General features: G+C 60.3%; 16 protein-coding genes. 10 read left to right on the top strand and 6 right to left on the bottom strand.

The genetic code is table 11. The features are described 5' to 3' along the window. The first annotated feature begins 3 nt into the window (after nucleotides 1–3). The 6 genes from ACNS84_RS12905 (at nucleotide 4) to ACNS84_RS12880 (ending at nucleotide 5,082) form a co-directional block, all read left to right on the top strand. Nucleotides 4–615, top strand: coding sequence for a hypothetical protein (locus ACNS84_RS12905; RefSeq protein WP_435075281.1), 612 nt, complete (start codon nucleotides 4–6; stop codon nucleotides 613–615). Nucleotides 616–624: 9 nt separating this feature from the next. Then, entirely contained in the window at nucleotides 625–1,854 is a 1,230-nt protein-coding gene (locus ACNS84_RS12900) for a hypothetical protein (RefSeq protein ID WP_435075280.1), read from the top strand. 21 nt (nucleotides 1,855–1,875) lie between these two features. After that, entirely contained in the window at nucleotides 1,876–2,976 is a 1,101-nt protein-coding gene (locus ACNS84_RS12895; protein ID WP_435075279.1) for a hypothetical protein, read from the top strand. A gap of 12 nt (nucleotides 2,977–2,988) precedes the next feature. After that, on the top strand, nucleotides 2,989–3,987 hold the full coding sequence (locus ACNS84_RS12890; protein ID WP_435075278.1) for a hypothetical protein: 999 nt from the start codon (nucleotides 2,989–2,991) through the stop codon (nucleotides 3,985–3,987). 52 nt (nucleotides 3,988–4,039) lie between these two features. Beyond that, on the top strand, nucleotides 4,040–4,801 hold the full coding sequence (locus ACNS84_RS12885; RefSeq protein ID WP_435075277.1) for a hypothetical protein: 762 nt from the start codon (nucleotides 4,040–4,042) through the stop codon (nucleotides 4,799–4,801). 68 nt (nucleotides 4,802–4,869) lie between these two features. Next, a complete protein-coding gene (locus ACNS84_RS12880; RefSeq protein ID WP_435075276.1) occupies nucleotides 4,870–5,082 on the top strand; it encodes a hypothetical protein in 213 nt (70 codons plus the stop codon). A 233-nt stretch (nucleotides 5,083–5,315) separates the two neighbouring features. Here the strand turns inward: ACNS84_RS12880 and ACNS84_RS12875 are convergent, their stop codons facing one another. From ACNS84_RS12875 to ACNS84_RS12850, 6 genes are all read right to left on the bottom strand, one after another. Beyond that, a complete protein-coding gene (locus ACNS84_RS12875; protein ID WP_435075275.1) occupies nucleotides 5,316–6,212 on the bottom strand; it encodes a hypothetical protein in 897 nt (298 codons plus the stop codon). Then, nucleotides 6,209–7,153: a hypothetical protein gene (locus ACNS84_RS12870; RefSeq protein WP_435075274.1), complete on the bottom strand. Its 945-nt coding sequence runs from the start codon at nucleotides 7,151–7,153 to the stop codon at nucleotides 6,209–6,211. Before ACNS84_RS12870 ends, ACNS84_RS12875 begins: the two co-directional genes overlap by 4 nt. Continuing rightward, a complete protein-coding gene (locus tag ACNS84_RS12865) occupies nucleotides 7,150–10,554 on the bottom strand; it encodes a hypothetical protein (protein ID WP_435075273.1) in 3,405 nt (1,134 codons plus the stop codon). The genes ACNS84_RS12870 and ACNS84_RS12865 overlap by 4 nt, the downstream gene beginning before the upstream one ends. Further along, nucleotides 10,551–12,332: a DEAD/DEAH box helicase gene (locus ACNS84_RS12860; protein ID WP_435075272.1), complete on the bottom strand. Its 1,782-nt coding sequence runs from the start codon at nucleotides 12,330–12,332 to the stop codon at nucleotides 10,551–10,553. Before ACNS84_RS12860 ends, ACNS84_RS12865 begins: the two co-directional genes overlap by 4 nt. 173 nt (nucleotides 12,333–12,505) lie before the next feature. Then, on the bottom strand, nucleotides 12,506–16,261 hold the full coding sequence (locus tag ACNS84_RS12855; RefSeq protein ID WP_435075271.1) for a UvrD-helicase domain-containing protein: 3,756 nt from the start codon (nucleotides 16,259–16,261) through the stop codon (nucleotides 12,506–12,508). Between the two features lie 2 nt (nucleotides 16,262–16,263). After that, on the bottom strand, nucleotides 16,264–19,611 hold the full coding sequence (locus tag ACNS84_RS12850; protein WP_435075270.1) for a PD-(D/E)XK nuclease family protein: 3,348 nt from the start codon (nucleotides 19,609–19,611) through the stop codon (nucleotides 16,264–16,266). A gap of 166 nt (nucleotides 19,612–19,777) precedes the next feature. Here ACNS84_RS12850 and ACNS84_RS12845 point away from each other — a divergent pair, with 166 nt between their 5' ends. The 4 genes from ACNS84_RS12845 (at nucleotide 19,778) to ACNS84_RS12830 (ending at nucleotide 23,404) form a co-directional block, all read left to right on the top strand. Then, nucleotides 19,778–20,092: a hypothetical protein gene (locus ACNS84_RS12845; protein ID WP_435075269.1), complete on the top strand. Its 315-nt coding sequence runs from the start codon at nucleotides 19,778–19,780 to the stop codon at nucleotides 20,090–20,092. Nucleotides 20,093–20,393: 301 nt separating this feature from the next. Beyond that, nucleotides 20,394–21,269: a hypothetical protein gene (locus ACNS84_RS12840; protein ID WP_435075268.1), complete on the top strand. Its 876-nt coding sequence runs from the start codon at nucleotides 20,394–20,396 to the stop codon at nucleotides 21,267–21,269. Further along, the gene (locus ACNS84_RS12835) at nucleotides 21,266–22,159 is read left to right on the top strand and encodes a hypothetical protein (protein WP_435075267.1); all 894 of its coding nucleotides are present in this window, start codon (nucleotides 21,266–21,268) and stop codon (nucleotides 22,157–22,159) included. Before ACNS84_RS12840 ends, ACNS84_RS12835 begins: the two co-directional genes overlap by 4 nt. 225 nt (nucleotides 22,160–22,384) lie before the next feature. After that, entirely contained in the window at nucleotides 22,385–23,404 is a 1,020-nt protein-coding gene (locus tag ACNS84_RS12830; RefSeq protein ID WP_435075266.1) for a DUF7961 domain-containing protein, read from the top strand. The last annotated feature ends 345 nt before the right edge of the window (nucleotides 23,405–23,749 follow it).

Here is a 23,749-nt window from a genome sequence, read left to right as displayed (position 1 = left end):
TTCATGACCTATCGACACGGCTTCGTCCGCCACGGGCACCATCGCTACGGCAAGGGCGATCCGACCTACACGAACAGCAACGTCCCGTGGTATCTCACAGTCGACGGCAGCCTGGGCGCGAACATCCGTGCCGAGGCGCTCACCACGGACACGCGCCCGTCGCCGATCCAGCCCGGTCGGGAGGTCACTTACACGTTCGTTTTCCAGCCGCAGACGGGTCGGGGCTTCCGCGTCAGCGAACACGTCGAGCGCTTCCGGCGCGCCCGGAAGCTCCTCGTCCGGTCTGACGACGTCGTCGTCTACGGCGACGTCCCTGGCGACACGGTCCGGTATCGCGAGCAGCACGGCGGCCCGGATGGCACGCAACTCGTCCGCATCGGTCCACTTGAATCGACGAGTGATGCCGGCGCGCCGGCAGGCGAGGCGCCACCCGGCCGTGACTCACTGCACGAGCCGCGCTGGGCGGTCGTGACGGGCGGTGAGGCCGCCAGCCCGCAACCGGCCGACCAGACGACGCGCGCCACACTTACGCTTGAAACGACGACGATCGCGCCGGCGAGCGCGTTCACGACTCGGACCGCGGTGCGGGCCGCCCGCGAGGTCAACGGGTTATAATTCACATTCATGCCACAGCGACTCAGTCTGGACGACGGAGCAACTGCACTGCCGTTGAACGCCCTCTTCCGCCTCGGCGAAGGGTATGGCTGGCTCTCGGGCGGTGGCGTCACGCTCGCGTCGTCGAGCTCGAGCATCGACGTGACCGTCAACTCGGGAACGGTCCGCGTCGACGGGGCACGCGTCGATTTCCCGCAGGCGACGCTCACGCTCCCGGATGGCGCGCCGAACAACCCGCGGCGCGACCTCGTCTACGTCGATCATCGCGGGCAGGCCGGCTTTATCCAGGGCGAGCCAGCCGAGACCGTGCCGGAACTCACGCCCAACGACCGGTTCCAGAATCCGGTACCGGCACCGCCGAGCGCACAGGCGCTGGACGGTGTCCCGCTCGCGGAGGTATGGATTCCGCCGGAGACGACCGGCAGCGACGAACTCGACCCGGGCGACCTCAACGACACCCGCGTGTCGGACGTCGGCGGCCTCGGCATCGTCCCCGTGTTATCGGCGGACCCGCCCGAAGAGGACCTGACGCAGACGCGACTGTGGCGCAACACTAACGCCGGCGAGTTCCGCGCCTACGTGGATGATGCCGACGCCATCGTCTCGTTTTCCACGTCGATCGTGACCTCGTTCTCGGGGGCGACCACCCGCCTCGTCGAGGACTTCGAGAACTCGATCAAGGACAACTGGCGTGGCGGTGACTCCGAGTTCACGTACACCACACCTGCGTTCGAGGCCAGCACGGCCGCCTTCTGGGACAAGTCCACGCGAACGACGGACTACTCGCTGCCGGGTGATGGGCTGGACTACTATCCGGAGTCGGGCGACACGGTCGCGGTGGCTGTCTACGCCGAATCAGGGAACGACCGCATCGATATGGCGTTCGGAAAAGACGTCGACGACTACACCGGCGACAACCGGGCCCGGGTCGACGTGCCGAATAACGAACTTACGCTGCTGTCGACGGACGACGACGGCGTCTCACGCACGCTCGGGTCGACAAGCGTCAGCCTTACACTCGACACGTGGTACATCATCGAAGCCGACTACGACGGCGGCGGAACGGGCGTTCATCCGACGCGCATCTACTCGACCGATACGTCGACGGACCCTGGGACACGCGACACGGAGCTAGCGAGTATCTCGTCGCCGGACGCGGACACCACCCACCAGGGCCGCGGTGTCGGGTTGGCCGTCGTCGGCAGTGGGGGTATCGACTACCTGCACTCGCTCGACTAAGCTGGAGGACTTCCTGAGTTCATGCCCGACGCGAGTCTCACGTTTATCTACGGCGCGACGCGTCCGGCAACGTACGGTGGCACGCTCCCCGGCACCTACGGCGCCGTCCCGGAGAGCCAGTATCGCCTCCGCTTGCGGGCGCCCAACGGCCGGCAGATCCTCACGACCGCGTTGCTGTCGGTCGACGTCACGCTGGAACACTCGGCCGTGTCGACGCTGACGACCGAGATTCCGCCGTTCGACCGACTGGAGGACTTCATCCTCGGCCACGCCGTGCTGGAATTCCGCGGCGAGCGGCTGTTCCGTGGTCGGATCCTCGGTCTGCCCGGCCCAACGACCGGTGACACCGCGACCATCGAGATCTCCGGCCCGGCGCGCACACTCACCCGAGGCGCTATGTCCGCGGGACCGTTCAGCGGTTACGCGTACGAGGCGATCGCCAGCGTGTGGAATCAGTACACGCGCTTCGATGCGACGGTCCTAGTGCCCGACTCGCCGACGTCACTCTCGGAGTACAGTCCCGACGGGACGCCGATGGAGGTCCTCCAAGACCTGCATGAATTGGCGGGGATGCGCTTCACGGTTAGCCATCAGCAGACCGGACCGCGCGTCGAGTCCTACGTGCCTGAGGAACACGTCAAGAGTGGTGACTGGGCGTCGACCGACTGGGACAGCAGCCTCGATGCAACGGACTACGCGAACGCCGTGGAAGTCTACGGTGGCGAGACCAGCGACGGCTCGCGAGCCTTTGCCCGTGCGGCCGACCAGGACGAGATCGACCGTCTCGGTAACGAGGTGCTCGTCCGCATCGACGACGCGACGCTCACGACGGACGCGGACTGCCAGGCGCGGGCCGATAGCGAACTCACAGATCGATTGGCCGAGGACGACTTGTCGGGGTCGGTCGAGATCATTCCGCAGGTCGTTCTCCCCGGATATCACTACACTATCGACGAGTTCGACACTGGCGACGGCGCGCCGGAACTCCCGGTCGAACAGACCCGGCTGCGAGAGGCGCAAGGCGAGGCGCGCGCGACGCTGGAAGTGAACGACAGTGGCAGCGGCGTCATCGACACGATTGTCGACTTGCGTCGCGAGACGGCGCAACTGAATCAACCCTAACACACTCCAGGCATGACTAGCTTCACCATCGGCGATGGCACCGGCGGCGCAGCACTCGACGAGAACCAGCAGCAGTATCGCGGCGACGGCGTCGGTGTGCTCGACCCGGACGGGGGCGACCTCGCTGTTTCGGTCAACACGGGAGCACTCGGGAGCACCGACACGCTGTCGGTGGCGGCCGGCGACGCCTACATCCAAGGGACGACCCACACGATCACCTCCCAGACCATCGGTATCGACGGCGCGAACGGGACGGATCCGCGCCGCGATGTCATCTACGTCGACACATCGGGGACCATCCAAGTCGTTAACGGCACGCCGGAGCCGCGCGACCCCGACAACGAGAACCTCTCCCGGTTCGAGTACTTCCGACCGGCGCCGGCAGCCCTTGACGGCACGGTGGCATGCGTCCTCGCAGAGGTGTGGATACCGGCGGGCGCCACGTCAGTCACCTCATCGGACCTACGCGACCGGCGTGTTCGCGCGCTTCAGGCCGACATCGTGGTCGAAGATCTGACGACACAAACCGAGCTCAACAACCACGCCGGCAGCTCGGATATCCACCACACGCGCCCTACGGCGGGCGACGGGCTCATCGACGCCAGCGGCACGTTTGATATTGAGCCGGCGGACTTCGCGGGCGCCGGCGTCACCGACGATGAGAGTGACAACCTTGGTGTCCAAGAGCGCGTCCACTACGAACCCGGACACACGGAGATCCCCGACGGCCAGGACGATGTCGAATATCACCGGCTTGTCCCGCCGACCGGCGGTACCGTCACCATCACGACGATGCAGTTCCGCGAGCAGGGCGGCGGGTCGTCGACGAGCGTAACGCTTGACGTCTACGACGTGGACGCGTCGGCAGTCGTCAATCAGATCACGCTCGGCAGCGCTGACCGCACGACTCACACCGCCGGGCAGGGCAACACGGTGCTCGTCCGGATGAGCAACAGCACCGGCGGTGTCATGAACGCGGCGCCGACCATCGACGGCTACATCGGTTCCTAAGATGCCGGGGTTTCGCCAGACCACTAGCGGGATCGTCCTCACGAGCGGCGGCGTGAACAGAACGACACCGCCTGTCCTCGATTATACTACGATCGAGGACTTCGAGGACGGAACGGGTGAGAACAGTCTCAGTAATAACAGCATCAACTGGGACGGCAACTCGAGTCGCCCGGAGTACGATACTGACTGGGCGGCCGACGGCAGCCTCTCGGTTGAGATCGCCGGCAACGGCTTCTCCGTTTATAACTACTCCCGTCCTGGGGACGGGCTTCCCACGTACCCGGCCAACGACTGCACGTACCGCGTTGCCGCATATCAGGTGACGGATAGTTCAAGTGGGTTGTTCAGACTCTGGTGGGGGATGGATTCGGCCGATACGGATCCGAACACCAACTCGTACAAACTCGAGGGTGGGCCACAAGCTGATGACGGCTCATCGACGGGCAACACTGCCGTCGTCAAATACAGCGGTGGGTCCAAAACGCTGCTCGCTGAATCATCCACGATCCTCACCGAGCGAAACCTATACGATGTCGCAGTCACTTTTCGAGAGACTAACGACGAAGCGGTGAGCGATATCGCGATTTATCAGTGGGACGACGGTAACTCCGAGTGGACTCAGTACCTGAGCCTCACAGCGACGGACACGGCCGGCGACAACCTCAATCAGGGAGGCATCGCGTTTGGCTCTGACAATCACGGGAACAACTCCGAGTATACGTACTTCGACTTGTTCCGCACCGTATCGACGCCTGGTGGGCACACGGATACCCCACAATACACACCGCCAATCTATCCGGCCGTTTCAGCATGAGCTCTGAGACGCGTTGGTACCGGACGCCAGCAGTTGACGATACCGGCATCAAGCGGTGGGGAATCGACATGAGCACGATTGACTCGAACGGGTACCTGACCGAGGACGTTTCAGAGAATACAGGTCCGTTCGTTGTGAGTATTGTTTGGGCACAGGCAGTTCACACCACGATCGGCGACCAGTCGGGCGTCATCGATCTCATCGAACCGAACATCGCGGAGACCGGCCTCGACCTCGAGCGGCTGCTGGACGGTCTGATCCTCAGATACTTGTTGATTTGATAATCTTGCTGACAAAATACCATTGGCACCACCAGACAAAATTCATTGCCCGTGATTTATAGCAGAAGCTCAGGCTCACATATAGAGTGATGTCGCTGACATCGATCGCTACCGCTCGTCGACGAGCTCTCTTTGGCTCTTGAACAACTCACGCAGTGACCGAGACTACAAATCATTCTCAGACGCTTCACCGAGTCTGTCGCCTGGAACAACATGGTTACCTGACCCTGATCTTATTCCCAGACTTGTTCATACTGCCCCACAGCGAGGAAATACGCCTGATCGTCGACTATCGGCTTGGGAATCACCCCGTCATCGAAGTCACGAAGGTGACCAAGATGGATCGGTAAGTGGCCATCAGCTGGATCCTCACTCTGGCTGGTCGCGACTAACCGTCGATTAACCAGACGGAGGGTCGTTGCGTCGCCGCGTGATTCGGCGTTCGATTTCCACGTTGTGATCGCCTCGCCGATTTCGGCTTGTCTGTCTGGTAACACGTCATTGTGCGGCACGTTGACCCACACGTGACCGTGTTCAGTGATGTACAGGCGGCCCGGGTTTGGTCGGTATGCTGCGTACTGCTCTACCAGGTCAGAGTGATCGAAGGCCGACGCAAATCGGTAGTCACGCCAGTTCCACACCAGCTCACCGTCACTACTGACGGACCACCGCTCGCCGTGACTAAACGGGAAGCTGGTCCACACTTTCACTCCGTTTGTTGGTGGTTTGGGATCGATATCCACGCTTCCGAAATCAATCTCCCCGCGACATTTCCCCAGGTACACTGGCACCCATCCCTCTGAGACGGGCGCGCTATCGATGTTGTCGTACGCGCTCGCCTCAACTTTCGTGAGGACCTCTCCATCCGCTGTGATCCGGAAGCTCCCAAGCCCCTGGCTCTTTCCGACAAGCACCATCGCTTGCCGCAGCTTGTTCGGTGCCGCCGCAAAAATCGAGAGATCGCGGTGCTTCCATTTCAAGACAGCATGGTCATCGAAACTGTCGTCCATGACGATGCTGTATCGCGATCCCCGATACGCGGACGGCCAAGGCTGGTTGCGTTCGACGGTGACTGATTGGTTGCCGGCGATCGGCACTTCCGCGGGGTCGTCAATAAATTCGAAGTTCATGAGTCATCTTCCTCGAGGTTGCTCGCAAAGCGATCGAACGCGCCGAAGTCGCCATCATCGCTCGGATCAGCGTACAGCGTCCCCTGCTTGCCAGGCTGTGGCATCTCATCGCGGATCGGCATCGCCTGTTTGATGTGGCCGGTCAGATCGGCCGTGGTGTCCGCATCGATCGAGGACAGCTGGCGGCTCACGTCTAGTGGGTCTCGGTTTGCAACGACGTCCGGCATCGGCTCCAGTTCTGAAATGAGATGCTCGAGCTCGTTGTACGCAGCACTTTCCGCCTCTAAGACTCGGCCTACTAATTCCGGCGAGAGTTGAACATCGTGGAACCATCGGCGGAGGAGATCAGCGTCAACAACGGCAATGTCGTGATCCGCAGCGAGCGAGCGTGCCGTGGCAGTGACCTTTGCCGGCCCGACCACCGCAAGTTGTGACAGCGATCGCCCGGATCCTGTCTCGGTGTTTCCTTCGATGAGCGAGTTTACGTGCTCAACAGCGAGTGGCTCTCGTGTCGGGCGCGGCACCACATGTAAGCCGACAGTCGTATGTTGTTTGTTCCACAGCAGGTCGATGACACTGTCGGCGTCCGGATCAGCCACGGAAAAACTCCCTGAGTAGCGACTGAGTGTGATGCCGAGGATCGTCGCGAGATCTCGATGCCCCAGATAGGTAGCGTCACTGACGTCGAAGACGCGAGCCTGCACCGATCGTGGCTCCGCGAGAGTGTCATCACGTTTTCTGCGTGTGGCGTTGCGCTCGGTGATCCGCTCGCGGGTCGACTCAACCAGCGTTCGGATACGGCTCCGTGGGGCATCGATCTCGTGTGCCTGCAACACGTCGATGATGTGCTCGAGATAGACCTCCGAGTCGGTTGTGGCGGCTTCAATGGAAGCTGGGATATCGCCGGGCGTATACCACGACGGGCCCGTCTGATCGCTCATTTGAGCCACCTCCGGAGCCGCTCTATCATGCTGACGTTTCGATGCAGGATCTCGTCGTTATCGCCGCGCTCAAGCACGATGAGCTGGTCCGAACCGAACAACCGGGCGCCGTAAATCACGATGTAGTCGTCGTTGGCGGCTACCCGAGCGGTGCGGAACTCATCGCCGATGTGGTCTGGCGGTGCAGTCTCACTTTCGGCCAACTCGTGACACGTCTTGCAGGTACCTTCTTCAATTGCATGTGGTGCATAGGACTGGTGACAGAACGAGCACTGCACCATGTGGTCCTGACAGATCGGGTCACCGCTGATCGGACCGAGTTCAGTGTGAGACCAACAGAGCGTCTTCTCATCGACAATACACTGTAACCGGTGCCGTTGACAGATGCCGCCGCGTTGATCGGACGCATCAGGACAGACGTCACAGGGCTCCAGGTGGTCCGCACAGTGTGTATCTCCTCCATGATCGCAGGCAACTGCATGCTCCGTACAGAGACTCTCACCGCATGTCTCACAGGTCTCTCGGTGAGCTTGACACAGCTGTGTGCCACAGATCGTACATGCTGCGATATGGCTCTCCCCGAAGCGGTCGCCACAGGCTGCACACTCCACGCCGTGGTCGGTACAGACGGTCCCGAGACATCCCTCACAGTCCACCGTATGCGTTTCACAAACGGCGTCACTGCACTCGTGACACCGAGCGGTATGGGTCTCACAGGAGTGGCTTTCACAGATCGAACAGGTCGTTGAGTGGGTGCCACAGAGGACCGACGCACATGTTTCGCAGGTATCCGCATGCGTCGCGCACAGCGGATCCCCACACTCGCTACACGGGGCGATGTGGTTGTCACAGTACTCGCTATCACATGCGGTGCAAGTAGTGACGTGATTCGCACAGAGACCTGCATTACACTCGTCACAGGTATGGGTATGGGCCGGACAGACGGCATCGCCACAGGCGTGACACGCAGTAGTATGCGCGTCACAGAATTGGTCGTCACACTTCGCACATTCAGTGATGTGGGCGACACAGTGAACCTCTTCGCAGTGCGCACACGCAGCTGAATGGATCGGGCAGACGGCATCGCCACAGGCGTCACACGACCGGAGATGGTCGGCACAGATCGGCGCATCGTCGATCGCACACTCGTGGATGTGTTCGGTGCAGTAGTCCTCGTCACCGTATGCACAGGCGGTCGCGTGGTCGGGGCAGAGCCTGTCACCGCAGTCGGCACACGCCGTCGCGTGGGTGGAACAGTGGGTCGTCTCACAGACGGAACACTCAACGAGATCGGCCACACACACGGATTCCTCACAGGTCTGACAGTGCCTGAGATCAGACGCGCAAAACGTCGATCCACAGTCGGTACAGGTGTCCACGTCATCAGTGCAGTACAACAGATCACAGTCGCCACATGTGTGTTGGTGAGTTGGACAGACCTCCGCATCACAGGCAGTACACGTCTCGACGTGAGCCGTTCCGACACTCTCGTTGCACACCCCACAGGTGGTCACATGCGCCTCACAGTGAGCGCCGTCACACGAGACACACGGTTCGGAATGGTCGGTACAGACGTGATCACCGCATGTCTTACACTGGGCGTGATGGGTTTCACAGATCAAGCGATCACCGATCGCACACACAGCAGAGTGTGATTCACACACTGTTTCAGTGCAGATCTCACACGTCACGAGCGAGTCAGCACGATGGTGACCGTCACAGTGCTTACAGTAGCCGGCGTGGGGGAGACAGAGCGTCCCGTCTTCGGTTGCCGACGCAACGCGGTCGTCAACGCAGAAGCCTCCATCACAGACGAGACACGACTCAATATGGTCGGTACAGATGGTGTCGTTACAGTAATCACACCGGTCCGTATGGGTGTGACAGTGTCGCGTCTCCCCGGTCGCACACACCACGAGATGGCGATCGCAGTTGTAGCTCCCGCAAGTTGCACAGGACTCGCCACAGAGCGTACACGTAACGTCACCGCCTTCACCACAGGGGTCTCGATGTGCCGTACAGACGGCGTGATCACAGGTGGCACAGGTGCTCCGACAGGCACGGCATTCTACCGTTTCACAGTACGCACACGCGCTGTACGCATCGGCAGCACACACGAGCGCTCCACACGCGGTACATTTCTCTCGGCAGGCGGGACAGACCACGTGTGAATCGTCACAGAGCACGGGTGGCCGCGTTGGAGTAAACGCGGCGCCACAGTCCCCACAGCCGAACGTCCCGAACGCGTCGGTCGCTGGCGTGTACGGGACCGTTGTCGTTCCGACCCGATCGCCGTCATCGATCTCGACGGTGAGCTCGCCGATGTCGTACGTGAGTATCGTCGTCGCAATCGAGCTAATATCGACGCTCACGGCGTGTCGGGCGGCCACCTCGTCGATCTGAGCGGCTTCCTCTCGATCGAGTTGGGATCGCTTGTCGGCGATCGTCGCCTCGAGTTGCTCCAGTTCTCGGGATGCTTGCTGACGCTCCGAGATGTACCGACTCCGTGTGTCGTTCGACCGAGCCCGCTCGATCTTTTCATTCCATTCATCGATCTCGTTCTGCTTTGCCGTGAGCTTGGTTTCGAGCTCGGCGCGGCGCTGTTGATACAGCTCCTCGATTTCCGCGCGGCGTTCGCCGGCTGCCGCACCCGACCGCTCTTGGATCTCATTGATCTCGGCTTGGAGCCGGTCTTGGACCGTTCTGACTGCCGAATCATAGCGGTCCTCGAGCCTATCCGCACCGACGTCGACAGTGTCTGCAGCCGTTGGCTCGTCGACCAGTGAACTGAGGTGCTCGCCTAACCGCTCGGTCAGCGCCGGGAGCGTGCGACCGCTCTCGAGATCGAGCGTCACTGTCTCCATCCGCTCCCGATTGTATGACTGGATTCCTTGAAGTTGGATGTAGAAATGAAACGCAACCGCGACGTTCACATCGGTTGCGTCGAATCCCGTGACACGCGCCTCAGGATCCAGGACGTCGAGCAATGGGGGTGCATGTAGCTGCAGGTCGGAACTGGACAGCCGCAGCTGGGCGACGTGATCGCCCTGCCGTGCAAGATCGAGCAGTGAGTTAAAAAACGGCGTTCCCGGCCGCACGACGGTTGCTTCTGTCTCGGCCGGCACAGCCTGCCTATCGAACACCAAGGGCGTATCAGGCGCATCGCGACTCTCATCTGTCGTTGAGTCGAGATCCGCCGCGATCGCATCTAACGCCGAATTGCTCGTGTCGCCACCGGTGATCGATCCGGTCTCCGGCTCCGAGGTGAGCGCCGACGGGAGCGAAACGAGCCAGCGGTCCGGTGACGTCTTATCGACCGTGCCACCGTTTGTCGTGATCGTTGCCTCAGTGAGCCGTTTGATGCTCAACCGGTTCAACACGTCCGTCTCCATCCCGCTCACTTCGCATCCCCTCCGAGCTCGAACCCGCTGAAGACTTTCTTGTTGAACTCTCCCATCTTTTCAGCGGCCTGTTGATTCGATTCGAGATCAACCGCCATCTCGTCGAAGTTGTTCTCCATCTCGACACGATCGTCTGCGGTGCGAAGCCGATCAAAGACCTCCTTTTCGAAGTCCACTCCCGATTTTTCCATCCGAGAGAGGATCTCGCGTAAGCCGCCGACGGACTGGGTAAAGAGGTTTATTTTCGAGTAGAGCTTATCGAGCACGTGCTCTTCGACGGTGCCGGACAGCGCCAGGTTGAAGACGTGGACCTCCCGTTCCTGGCCGATCCGGTCGATGCGGCCGATGCGCTGTTCGACTTTCATCGGATTCCACGGCAGATCGTAGTTCACCATCACGTTACAGAACTGTAGATTCCGCCCCTCGCTGATCGCATCTGTCGCGACGAGAATACCGCCTTCTTCCTCGAACTCGGCGACGACGGCTTCCTTCTCAACGCTCGAGAGGTCGCCGTTCACCACGTGAACCGCTTGATCGAGCGCACGCGCACTGGCGGCGATCTCGTCTTGTGTTGGCCGAAACTGCGTGAAGACGATCACACGCGTCTCCTCGAGCCGGTCGTGGACGGTTTCGATAACCTCCCGCAATCGCTCTTGTTTCGTCGTCGTTGTGACCGCCTCCGCGAGCGTTTTGATCGTTTGGAGCTGTTCTTTCTCATCGGGGCTGATCGTCGCGGCACCGTCGCCGCGGAGCCACTTGTCGATCGTTCCAAGCACCGCGCTGGGACTGCTGACGACCTCTTTTTGCAACAGGAGTAACACGAGGTGTTTGGCGTCCTGACTGGAGTAGTTCGAACGAACGTAGTCGGTGACTGCCTCGTACAGCTCGGCTTCTTCGGTCGCCGGCTCGAACGTGTTCGTTCTCACGTTTCGGTTCGTGAAGTCGATATCCGTTTCCTCCCGCTGATTGCGGATCATCACCCGATTGAGCTTGCGTTGGAGCTCGTCAGCGTTCTTGATCTGGGTTCCTTCCCCATCGACCATATGTTGGGTTTTGAACTCGCTTCGAGTCCCGAGTAATCCCGGTCGGATCAGGTTGACGATGTTGTACAGGTCAGTGATATCGTTCTGGATGGGTGTCGCCGTCGCGAAAAACCCCTCTCGGTACTCGATCTGCTCGAGCAGCTCGTACCGTTTCGTGCCTTCGTTCCGGACGTAGTGGGCTTCATCAAGCACGAGGACGTCCCACTCTCGACTAAGCACGTCTTCCCGGAAGCGAGCGCTTTTGGCGGTGTCGACACTGGCAATGATCCGATCGTGAGCGGCGAACCCTTCGAACGCGTCGTCGTAGTTACAGACGAAGTCGAGATCGAACTTCTCAGCCATCTCCCCTTGCCACTGTGGGGCGAGTTGAGCGGGTGTTAACACGAGAAACGTGTTATGGGTGTCGCGGAGATCCATCTCCTTGAGCACCATCCCGACCTCGATGGTCTTCCCTAATCCGACCTCGTCGGCAAAGAGTGTGCCCCGCCCCATACTGGTGATCGCCTGATGGGCGGCGGTCAGCTGGTGGTCAAGCAGCTTGACTTTGTCTTTGATCTCTTCGACGGCGAGCAGGTCCTGTTCGCTTTGGATGGCCGCAAACTGGTGGGCTAAGACGGATTGGAGGTGCGATGAGACGGTCGCAGTATCCGTCACCCCGGGTTCGGTGGATGACGGCGGATCATCGATCGACCAGTCGATAGCCGAGGATTGGTGATCCTCGTCTCGTGATGACATTCACATAAACAATAATATCCAGCTGATAAATCAGTTTTGCTATCTTTTCTGAAGCATTTCTTCCTGCATATATTCCATGATAATATCCTAATATTGTCTTAATCATCAGTTCGGCGATCAACCTCCGAACTCGGAGCCGAACAACGCGGATGAGTCCATCACTGGTCCGACTGTTACCCGTCGATCTCCGCCGATCGGTCCCAGATGGCTGCCCGGATCTCATCGTAGAACGTGTGCACCTCTGAGGGTGGCCACATCGTTTCCCACGCCGTATCCAGTGCGGTGAACACCAGTGAGACCCGGACACGCCGATCGGAGTCCTGTTGGTTTAACGCGATCGCGTACGCCTTCAGTTGCGTCTCGTAATAGTCTGCTTCGGCGGCTAGCGTCTCCTGAGTCATCGCCCCCGTTTTGTAATCGATGACGTGGTAGGCGTCCGGCGTGACGATGAGATGGTCGATGAATCCGGAGATCTCGCCTCGGTCGAACTCCGCAGTGATGTACAGCTCGTCGTACTGCTGGTCGACCACTCCGGATGCCGCTTGTGTATTAACGTACTCGATGCCACGCCGAGCGTGTGTTTCCACCCGGTCGAGGAGATCCGACGTCAAGTTGCCCGCAATACTCTCATCGACCAGTGTTTGATGAATGAGATCCGGCCATTTAGACTCGGGTGGCCGAAGCTCGCAGAGTCGGTGGACAACCTCCCCGAACACGCGGGCATCGACTGACGCAGTCGGCGAGACGGAGCCGTCGGTGTCTGACGACGTCTCCGGACTCCGCGTGGACGCAGATGCATCCGTTACGGCCTCCGTCTCCTGACTCATGTCGTGCTCCGCATCGGCTGTGACGTACAGCGTTTGCGTCGCCGCGTCACACTGGAGCGTCCCACGGTCGCCGAGCAGCGCGGCGAGATCGGTCGCCGATATCGCGAAGCTGCGCGGCGGCGTTGGTGGGTGCGGCGAAAGCGCCATCGCCGGCTCGTGGTCGGTGGTCGGCTGGGATCGTTGTGCTGGTGGGGTTGGGATCGACACCGTGTACGTGCCATCGCCGAGCGCTCGCTCGACATGGGAGGTGGTATCGAGGGTGGCACAGACGTCCTCGGAGAGGAGTTCTGGTTGCACCCAATCACGCCAGCTCGACGGCTCCGCCGGATCGGCCTCCTCCAGATCCCTAAACGTCGGCTCGGTTGCCTCATCCGCCGTCTCATGGAGACCGCTCAACAGGAGGTGATCCCGGGCCCGCGTACAGGCTACGTAGAGCACCCGCTTTTCCTCGGCGCGCTCCTCGGCACGTCGTCGGTCGCGGATCGTCTCCCGTGCCATCGTGTCTCCCAGCTCGAAGGGGTCGTCCGGGCTGGGCGCTTTCATGCCGACGGCGTACTGATCGCCGATCCGCTCGAATTCGACTTGGCCGTCCCCGATCGCCGCATCGTCTTTGAACGGCCGACTGATCTGCGGGACGACGACGAACGGGAACTCCATCCCCTTCGCGTCGTGGATCGTGAGGATCTGAACGCCCTCATCGGTGGTCTCGGCTTCACTCTCACGGCCGCCCAACTCGACGCGGCGTTCGATGCGGCTCACCAGCGTGGTGAGACTCTGAACGCCGTCATCGCTGAAGCCACGAAGCTGTTCTCGAAACTTCTCGACGTTGGCGACTGCCTGTTGCCCCCGATCGCCAGCACTCACGCTGACGAGATAGCCTGTCGCGTCAATGATCTCTGTGAGGTACGCCGCCCACGAGCCATCAACTGTCGCTGCCGACGGCTCCGTGACGCCGGCGCGCTCGCGCCACGTTGTGAGCATCTCATACGCGGTCTGTATCTCAGCAGCATCTGCATCAGCGAGCGCCGCCCATAGCGTGTCATCATCTGTTTTGAGCGCCGCCAGCGTGTCGTCAGTGAATCCAAAGAGCGGCGAACGCAATGTGGCGTACAACGCTCGCTCATCGTGCGGATCCGCGAGGGCCCGAAACAGATTCAGGAGGGCGGTTATCTCGGTTGTCTCATAGAACCCAATACCGGAGGCAATCGAATACGGGACTCCAGCGTCTTCGAAGGCCCGCTCGAAGGTCTTGAGGTGTGTCCGGCTGCGCAACAGTACCGCGATATCTTTTGGCTCGATCGCCCGCGAATCATCAGCCGCTTGCTCTTCGTCCTCTTCGGGATACACCTGATACGGCTCGGCGAGCACTTGTGAGAGCCGTGCTGCCAGCGCCATCGCCTCCAGTTCAACCTCATGTTCGGGATCGGCCGTGGCGAAGGCATCATACTGGGCACACCGATCGGCTCGAAGCTCCGGATCCGTCGGGACTGCAAGGTACTCTGTGCTTCCGAGGTCCGCTGGATCCGAACGGGCTGGGGTGAGCGGTTGTGGCGTCGCCTCGTACGGTTCGCCGTCCGCATCGAACACCGCGTCGAACAATTCGTTGATCGGGTCGAGCACTGCGGGGAGCGTCCGAAAGTTCGTGGAGAGCTGATCGGCCGCTCCTGTGTCCTCGTCCGTGGTCTCGGCAGCTGGCCCTGCGGCGGCGAGCATGTCTGTAATCTCTTTGAATTGGGTAACGTCGGCATTCCGGAACCGATAGATGCTCTGTTTGACGTCTCCGACGACGAAGATATTGTCCGCATCGAAGTTGCCCTGTGGTGAGGTAGTGAGCAACCGAATCAGATCCCACTGTCTGGGGTCGGTATCTTGGAACTCGTCTAACATTACGTACTCGAACTGAGCCTGTAGCTCCTGGCGGATGTGTGCGTTTTCAGGTGCAGCCAGGAAATCAACCGTGTACGAAACCAGATCCGTGAAATCGGCGGCGTTCTGCTGTTGTTTGCGCTCTGCATAGGTTTTGCCGGCGATCTGGGTAAGCTCGGCAAGCGCCGTCACGAACGGGTAGCTTTGCCGATCGCGCTCTAGATCCACCTCCACAGCGTAGGTTTCCGGCTCAAGTGTGGCGACAAGCTGCTCGATGGCTGTATCGAACGTTGCCTTCTGTGGATGATTGTCCCAGTGGGTTGCGGCACCAGTGTAACTCGCATACTGGGCTCCAGCCGCCGTGGTTAACGCGCTGCTGAGCTGCGCGATGAGAGTTTGCTTGGCCCGTGAGGGGACGCCATCATCGTACCCGCCTTCCAACAATTCCACCACTGTGACCGCGCGTTGCCATGCTGTGCCCTCCGTCGAGATGGCCGGTGGGTCCGCCACCAGCTCCTGTAGCGTTGTGAGCGCATCGACGACGGTCGGATCGGCCAAGCGGGCAGCCGCCTCATCCGGATCGATCGGATGGAGTTCGGTTTCAACGAAGGAGAGATACGCCTGTTCGCTAGCGTCTGCCCACCGCTGTGCCCACGTGAGACTTGCCGGCCGCTCACTCAATAGATCGGTGAGCACGTCATGGAGCTGTGCCCGCGAAAATCGTCGGGCAAGCGTTTGCGTCGCCGGGTGTGTTTCGTGCTCACGGAGCGTTGTCTCGACGACATCGTGGAGCATCGCGGTCGTCTCGTTTTCATCAAGCGTCGTGAACCCCGGATCGAGCGGCTCGAGCCGCAGCGTGTGTTCGCGCAACAGGCGGGCACAGAATCCGTGAAGCGTGTGAATGTAGCCGTGCTCGAGCTCGTCGGCAACGCGACGCCATGCAGGGAACTCCTCGGCATCAAGCGTGGCGATACGCTCTGTAATCTCTGTCCGAATGCTGCTTTCCAGTTCGTTTGCGGCCCGCTCGGTGAACGTCGTCGTGAGGATCTGTTCTGGGAGGAGCAGATCGCTGGCTGGATCGTCGCTCGCCGCAATCCCCGATTCGATCATCTTGAGATATCGCGCCGTGAGCGTTGTCGTCTTCCCCGTTCCGGCGCCAGCGGTCAGCGTGACGTTCCGATCGAGTGCGTCAACGGCTCGTTGTTGCTCGTCCGTGAGGCGATCGTACTCAACCATCGTTAGTTCACCTCCACAACGTCTTCCGGCGAGAGACCGCGTGCGGCAGGCGGCACATAGGTGGGAATCCCCTCCGTGTCGATCGTCTCGATCGTCGTCTGTCGGTGGTGGTGGCGCACGTCACACACATGTGCGTAGTCACAGTGGCGACAGCCGGCATCCCCTGGCTCAAGCAGTGTCGGCTGGAAATGCCCGCCAGCAATACCTGCTGTAAGCTCGCCCAGTCGAGCTGGTGTCTCCTCAGTGAGGAACTTCCGGAACGCAGTGTGCGTTTCAAAATGCGGGTACGAGTGGCGCAAAAGTGGCGTCGATACCTCGTCGTCGCCGTGGTAGACGGCCATCTCCTGTGAGGTGACGAGGCCACGCCGTGACGAGACCGCCGTGGGTGGGGCCATCTGGTAGTAGGCCGCTCCCACCGTCTCAAGCTTCGGCAACGCGTCCTCAATCATGAGCGCATACAGCGGGAGTTGAAAATGGAGGCCGAGCAGCGCATCGCTTGCGCTTGGAATCGAGGAGCCGGTTTTGTAGTCCCGCATGACCGCCTGTGTCGGGGTCGTTCCTGGGACGGTATCAACACGGTCAACCAGGCCATGCAGTGTCACCTCGCCCGTCGGAGTCTGGATGACGGCTGGGCCGTCTCCAACTGGTGTTCCTCCGGGATGCGGATCCCCGATGCGTGCTTCAAGCCATGTTGGGCGGGCGGTCGTTTTGGCTGGCTCGGCAAACTCGTGTTCGAGGAAGCGATAGAGCAGTCCCTTCGCGGCTGGTTCGTCGTCTTCCGTGGCTGTCGGCCCGTAATAGGGGTTCTCGGCTGGGGTACCGAGCCCCGCGAACACACCGGTGAGCCACTCCTCCTGGAACGCCGTAGCGGCGTACCCGTTGAAAGCGTCCGCTAGCCGTTCGCGGGCGACCGTTAGCAGCGTTGCCTGCCGGGCCTGAAAGTCGCCACCCGGATCGACCGGCTCGCCCACATCTGATTGGACCGTTCGGTAGTAATGTTCGAGCACATCATGGATGTACGAACCCCGAAGCCCTGCGTGTGGCTCGCGTGTGAGCGGCTCGGGCGCGTCGATCTCAAGCACCCGCTGCAGGTAGTATTTGAACCCGCAGGCGGCGTACGTTTCGAGGCGACTTGCACTGTAGGGTTCTCGCACAGTCTCTGGATGCAGCTGGGCGACCATCTCGGGGGATAGCTGGCCATCGTACGCTGAGAGCCGATCCGGATCAGCACGGCCAGTCGCACAGGCGGCGCCGGCATGCATCCGATCGCCGATCGCCTCATTGAACGTTCCGGCCGCGACCGCGGCGTCAATGTAGGGTTGCGGCTCTGGCTCGTCTCTAGCAGTGACAGCCGTACTGATTGCCGTCTGGACGTCTTCGCGTGTGCCTGGCTTTTCCTCCGGACTGGTCGTGATCGCATCACACTCGATGACACGCCGGAGCTCGGTGAGGAAATCTGGGGGAACGTGGGGCTCGCCGCTGAGGGTACGTTGGGGCGCCGACAGCCGTAGCGTGGCGTCACTACGGAGCAGCGTTCCGAGGTGGTAGCGTGCCTCCAGAGAGATATCTTGCTGTGCGAAATCCTGATGGGCATCGTAGATGGGCTGGGCAAACGCCATATGCTCGAGATCCGACGGCAGATGCGCGGCGGTCAGCCCAAGCACGTACACATGATCCCACTCTCGAGCGTGCGCATCGGAGAGCCCACAGATAACGACGCTTTGTGTCTCGGTCGCTGCGGGTGCCGTGACGGTTCCGTACGTGATGGCCCGCTCAAGGCGTTCCATAACGGTGCCCTGGTCATGGTCGGCGACTGCATCGGTCATCGCAAGCGTCTCGCTGATGCGGTCAAGGCGGTCGGCAGCACGTGTCTCCTGGGCAAGGTTTAGCTCGGTGTCGTCCGCGGCGGCCGACAGCGTGGCTGTGATCCCCAGCTGGTCTAACAGTGTGGTGAGACGTGTCGGCAGGTCTGCGAGCGGACTCTGTGCAACGGCGTCAATATCGGCAATGAGCGCTTCAATGGCCGCTGTCGTCTCCGGGTCGAGATATTCTACCACCGGAGCGAGCGCCGCTGTGTCTGTGCGGCTCGCCACCCGCGCCAACGACTGGTGATCAATTGGGTCCTCTGTGTCCGTAGCTGCCACGAGCGGGTTCGTGAGCAGGTCCAGTAGTGTTTCGACGGAGCGTGACTCAGTCGCAAGCTGACAGACAGCTTCGATGGCGTTGCCGATGGCAGTTTCGGCGAGGGGTCGCTCCGTCTGCAGTGCAAACGGGATCTCATAGGTATCAAAAACCTCGCGAACTGTATCGCTGTACTCGGTCGGACTCGTGAGCACGACGCCGATGGTTGCTGGATCGGTGCCAGCTGCCAGCTGCTGCCGAATCGCTCGTGCGGTCGCTCGGACTTCCTCTGGGAGTGTCTCAGCGTCGGTGATCGTGAGCGCAAGCGCGCTCGGATCGATGTCACCAACGGCCGGTGACTCGTCCGGATGCCGGTACAGGTTCTGTGTCACTCTCCGTCGGTTGGCGATCGTCGGGCGTGCGTCCGTCGGGACCGGTGTTGGCGTAAAGCCAAGCGCCTCAAACGTCTCAGCCGCGGGCCGGGCGCCAGCATCAACACCGGCCGGCTCCTCAGATACGTATTGGGACGGGAGCAGTGCCACGGTTGGCCACGTCTCAGTGATTCGTGTGAGTAGTTGGCGTTCGAGCGCGTCAAAGCGAGTGAACCCGCCAATCACGACGGCATCAACAGCCGGGAGTAGCTCCTCGAGCGGCGTTGTTGTCGTCGTGAGCTCGTGCATCCGCTCGGTCTGATATGTGTCTGGGAGTTCGTCAGCCAACATGGTCTCACGGACCTCATCGATCGCAGTCGCGAGGGCCGCCACGGCTGTGGCGCGATCCGAGAGACCAAGCTCGGAGAGTCGTGTTTCCATCGCGTCCGCCGACAGCAGGCCTCCACGTTCTAGCGCCGTGTACAGCTGTTCGGCCTCTTGAACCAGCCCTGCACGTGGTAGCCGCCCATCTGTTGCAAACGGATTTGACGCCTCCAACTGCTCGATACCGGCCTCGACAAGCCGGTACAGCAAGGGCTGATCGATGTGGGTGACCTCCCCTTTGTACTGGTCACGCTCATAACACGCCGAGACGAGTCGGTCGAATGTCTCGACACGCAGACACGCCGCAGGACCGTGCTGAGCCCACCGCTGGCGCGTGGTGTTATCGGAGCGAACACGTTGGGTGAGATATAAGACGCTATTCGGCTGGTCGCCAACCTGTGCGGCAAGTTGATCGAACGCCTCGAGATCAAGCAAAGAGAGATGAGACCCCACCAGCAAATCCTGCGTTGACATATGCATCCTGTCCCGGGAGGTACATATGAACCTTCGGCATAGCTTGAGGCCAACTCTTGTGGGTGGATCTGATTGCGGGAATCGCTGAGACTCAGATTATACCCAGAATCTCAGATATCTCATCAGACACATGGGTTTTTTGTCATAAGGTTCCAAAACGTTTGATATGACGGACAAGAGTGATTCCGAGATCTCGGTGGTCAACACATTCGACTGTGAGAGCTGCGGTGAGGAGATACAACTTCTCCATCTGAGAGGGAAATATCTGACTGTCAAAAGTATGGCCGTCCCCGCGTTATTCGGTGCCGGCGGCTACTCACTCGGCGGGTCAGCGGGGATCGCGGCGCTGGGGACGGCCACCGCAGCAAGCTGGCCGCTTGCAGCTGTTGGCGCGCTTGTTGGCGGCAGCGCAATCTACGTCGCCGGCGCCACGAAAGACTCGCTGCAATGTCCTGAGTGTGAATCCGATATCGAGCTCTGACTGAGGAAGTTGAGGCCGCTACTCGCAGCGGTTGATTTTCAGGATCGGTTGCTATCGTATTCGAAAAAATCCCCGCCAGCGCGCAACGTCGGGTGTAAGAAGCTTACTACCCACCACCTGCTCTGACGGCACGCTCTCGACGGACCACACGGGGACCGTTTGATCCTACCCTCGCTCGTAGCTTGCTTGGGGGGACAGTCCGTGCATGTCCGTTGGTTCACGCTTGATGAGGCATCAAAGTACTACTCGTCGTGCTGCTGACTGCCACTGATTATATGTGCCGGGGGTCGAATCCTTGCATATGACGAATGACAGGACAACCGCTGGGGATGCAGAGGCCCCTTCCGCGCCCGGTGAGAGCTGGGCACACTACTATCGGGGGTACAGCTTCAGCGTGAACGCAGAGGGAGAGGTATGGTGGCAGGCGTACAACGGAACGGATCGACTCCGTCTCGATCCCGTACCAGATGATGTCGTCGAGAATCTCCTCGGGATCAAACGCCAAGGGGGGCGCATTCGGATCACGGAAGCGGGTAATGTACTTACCCGGACTGAAATTGCGGGTGCCGATGACGCGTATGAAGCACTCTACGTTGGATCCACCGATATCGACGGTCGGCTTGTGCCGCCGGACGATCCTTCACACTCCGTCGCACTGAGCCCGACAGGGCTCCAACCGGGGAATCTGTGGAGCAGCGTGTACGACGGTGCCAAGTACTCATTCGCTGGCGACCAGTTTTGGTGGCACAATGCTGAGAACAAGCTGCGCCACCCGTTTGCCGACTCGTTGCCGGACCCGATCGTGACCGAACTCCGGCGTCTCCGGCCGCAGGGAGGCTCCTTCCGCGTGACGCCGCAAGGCGATGTCCTCACACAAATCCCAACCGATCGATCACCGTCGGACGTGCGCGAACAGTTCCGGGAGCTGCCTCGTCCGGTCAAACGAGTGTTGCAGCTCCGTCGTAACCGCGGTGACGTCGATATGATACCGGTGTACGTTGGCACACTCGATGCGGCGAGTCGGCCGATCCAGGTTGAGGAACCAACCCGGCTGACGGATCCCCTTACGGAGGAAGAACAGGCCTCACTTGAAGGCTGGGCGGCCGCAGTTGACTCCTACGAGAGCAAGAAGCTGTCACCGGATGACCACCGTGTCGATCCTGGAGACAACGCATGACGGACAGATCGCCTGCGGCATCGCTAACAGCCGAACCGACTGAGGTACCCGTGGCTGCCGATCGGCAGGTGACGGTCACGCCGGCTGATCCGTGGCCCTCTGCGTACCGCGGCTCCCGCTACAGTGTTGTCTCCTCACAGTCGTACGACACCGCCCTGCGCTGGAGCCACCGCGGCGAGATTCAGGCGCTCCGGAGCGTCCCCGATGGGCTCCATGAGATGCTTCATGATGTGGGAAAACCGGATGGATATGGAAGCGTCCGTCTCACTGCCAGTGGTGAAGTGCTCACTAAGGTGCCTGCAGACACCTACGATCAGGTCGGCGCTGCAGAAGTGAATTCGGGATATGTCCCCGTGTATCTTGGCCAGATCGGTGGCACCTTCGATTTCTCCGACTTCTCGAATGATCCCGACCTCCTCACAACTCAATCAGCGATCCGTGTGTGGACTGGGCTTCCGTTCCATCACGGGGAGTCGTGGAGTGTCTGTTCTGATGGCGTCTTACGCTGGCGCTGGCAGGACTATCAGTTTGAGTCGGTCTTCGATCATGACGAGCTCGTCGCTAAGTACACCCGGTTCCGGCCAGAGGGCGGCCGCCTATACATCAACGAACACGGCCACATCTGGGGGAATCTCAATCGGCGAACCGTGCCAGGTGACATGGAATCAGAAGTGATGGAGACGTATCGAACCTGGCGCGAGACCACAGACCCTGCTGCCCAACGGTTAGTGACGCGGCGGCTCCAGCACACTGAGAGTGAGGATGCTCCCGACGGCCTGTTGCCGGTATATCTCGGGCATCTCAGCCAGTTCGATCAGGGAGCCGCTCCCAAACCAGTCGTCTCGGATCGGCGATACTTCGTGGCTGCAGCCCGCGACGCAGACCAATAACCTGCTCACACTTTTCCCAAGAGAATTATGTCAGTTGTTGAGCGACTATGGCAACTTGCTCAACTCTATCGAGAGTCCGGAGTCGAAGGCTGATTGGGAACAGTCAAGCTCCGAATTAGATGTAGTCGTCGGAGATTGAGATCCCAACGTCGTTCGTTCTCTCTAGTTCTTTGATTTGAGATTTCAGTCTGAAAATATTTCTATGCGGTGTCTGAGACTCAAGTAATGTATCGGTTCACCCCGGATGAGATCGACCACGAACGAGCTCACCACCAAGCGGTCATTCAGGGAGCTGACGATCTGGATGTCAAGCGGATCGGCAACCTTGGCGAGCTCGCGTTCGAGCAGTTCTGTCGCGAGTATCTCCCCGTCGAGATGTGGGAGTGGGAAAACGAGGAGGCGATCCGACGGTGTAACTCTGAGAGCTTCTCCGGACACGACTTTGAGGTGTTCGGCTACACGGTCGACGTGAAGTCCTCTCGGGACGTTTCCGCATTTCTCCCTGAGTCTCTGGTTGAACGAGATCCTGACGACGACATCGTGGTGATGGTCTGGCACCGGGATAACGAGGACAGTCTGATGCTGCTCGGGTGGGAGCGCCTCGAGACGCTGAAGTCGAAGGTCGAAACCGAGGAGGCCTTCTCGGGCGACTCTCCGGAGAAGCTCGACCACCTCGCGGCCCGACCGATGAACGAGCTGCTCGATCTCGGGCCCAATACCGCCCACATGAATCAGAAGCCGGAGAATCCGTTTTCGCCAGGAGATCGAGTGGTGAAGGCTGGCGACTCGGAGCCATCGGTAGGGATCGTCGTCGAGGTGCTGCCGCCGGAGCAGAATACCGGTGCGTTCGGACACAAAATGGACGGGGAAGCGGTGCGGGTCGCATTCCCCAGTTCGCTCGATAAAGGACCAGGTGCGTGGCGAGACTACCACCCTGCGATCCTCGCGTCATATTGTGACGACCAGGACGTTAAACTCTGGACCTACAAACACGAGAACCTCGCGTTCGCAGAGAACCCGTACGTGCCGGGGGATCAGGTTGTCAAGACTAGCCACAGCGATCCAGACACGGCGGTCGTGGTCGAGAGCCCGGATGGGAGTAATGAGGTGACCGTCGCGTTTTTCGCTGACTACGAGGAAATTGATGTGCTTCCGACGGGATTAGTAGACTACTGTGAGGACAATGGCATCAAGTGCTACACGTACGAGTACCCGGAAATTGAGTTCTCCGTAGGAACGAACTGAAGCTGTCGACGCCGGGGATGGACAGACCGCCGTTTCTTCCGCTACAGTGACGTCTTTTTTCATAGTTTTCCTGCATTCTGCATCCGTTACTGGGCCATCTTGTGCTACTGACGATAATCTCAGAAAACCAGTTTGAGACATCACCAGACCAGCTGTTCTACGCTCTACAACGAGAGTCGGTCACTACACTTTCTGTAGATTAGACAGATTACTGACATCGAATCGGCGACAAAGTACGTCGAAAAGCGATTTGATGAGCCTCTGTACGTGGGTATGCGGGAGGCGTCTGCAGAACTCGTAGAGGACAATAGCCCAACATTGATGACGGCCGGGGGCAGGGTAGAA

Origin of the sequence: Halorubrum wangae (genome assembly GCF_051194135.1) — an archaeon.
In the GTDB taxonomy this organism is placed as follows: Archaea; Halobacteriota; Halobacteria; order Halobacteriales; family Haloferacaceae; genus Halorubrum.
This window is presented reverse-complemented; position numbering and strand designations above follow the sequence as displayed.

Bases quoted from the DNA above. Each gene is read 5' to 3' on its own strand.
- ACNS84_RS12870 (WP_435075274.1), bottom strand. From the start codon at position 7,153: ATGAGCGATCAGACGGGCCCGTCGTGGTATACGCCCGGCGATATCCCA.
- ACNS84_RS12840 (WP_435075268.1), top strand. From the start codon at position 20,394: ATGACGAATGACAGGACAACCGCTGGGGATGCAGAGGCCCCTTCCGCG.
- ACNS84_RS12875 (WP_435075275.1), bottom strand. From the start codon at position 6,212: ATGAACTTCGAATTTATTGACGACCCCGCGGAAGTGCCGATCGCCGGC.
- ACNS84_RS12860 (WP_435075272.1), bottom strand. From the start codon at position 12,332: ATGTCATCACGAGACGAGGATCACCAATCCTCGGCTATCGACTGGTCG.
- ACNS84_RS12850 (WP_435075270.1), bottom strand. From the start codon at position 19,611: ATGTCAACGCAGGATTTGCTGGTGGGGTCTCATCTCTCTTTGCTTGAT.
- ACNS84_RS12880 (WP_435075276.1), top strand. From the start codon at position 4,870: ATGAGCACGATTGACTCGAACGGGTACCTGACCGAGGACGTTTCAGAG.
- ACNS84_RS12905 (WP_435075281.1), top strand. From the start codon at position 4: ATGACCTATCGACACGGCTTCGTCCGCCACGGGCACCATCGCTACGGC.
- ACNS84_RS12890 (WP_435075278.1), top strand. From the start codon at position 2,989: ATGACTAGCTTCACCATCGGCGATGGCACCGGCGGCGCAGCACTCGAC.
- ACNS84_RS12895 (WP_435075279.1), top strand. From the start codon at position 1,876: ATGCCCGACGCGAGTCTCACGTTTATCTACGGCGCGACGCGTCCGGCA.
- ACNS84_RS12830 (WP_435075266.1), top strand. From the start codon at position 22,385: ATGTATCGGTTCACCCCGGATGAGATCGACCACGAACGAGCTCACCAC.
- ACNS84_RS12855 (WP_435075271.1), bottom strand. From the start codon at position 16,261: ATGGTTGAGTACGATCGCCTCACGGACGAGCAACAACGAGCCGTTGAC.
- ACNS84_RS12900 (WP_435075280.1), top strand. From the start codon at position 625: ATGCCACAGCGACTCAGTCTGGACGACGGAGCAACTGCACTGCCGTTG.
- ACNS84_RS12835 (WP_435075267.1), top strand. From the start codon at position 21,266: ATGACGGACAGATCGCCTGCGGCATCGCTAACAGCCGAACCGACTGAG.
- ACNS84_RS12845 (WP_435075269.1), top strand. From the start codon at position 19,778: ATGACGGACAAGAGTGATTCCGAGATCTCGGTGGTCAACACATTCGAC.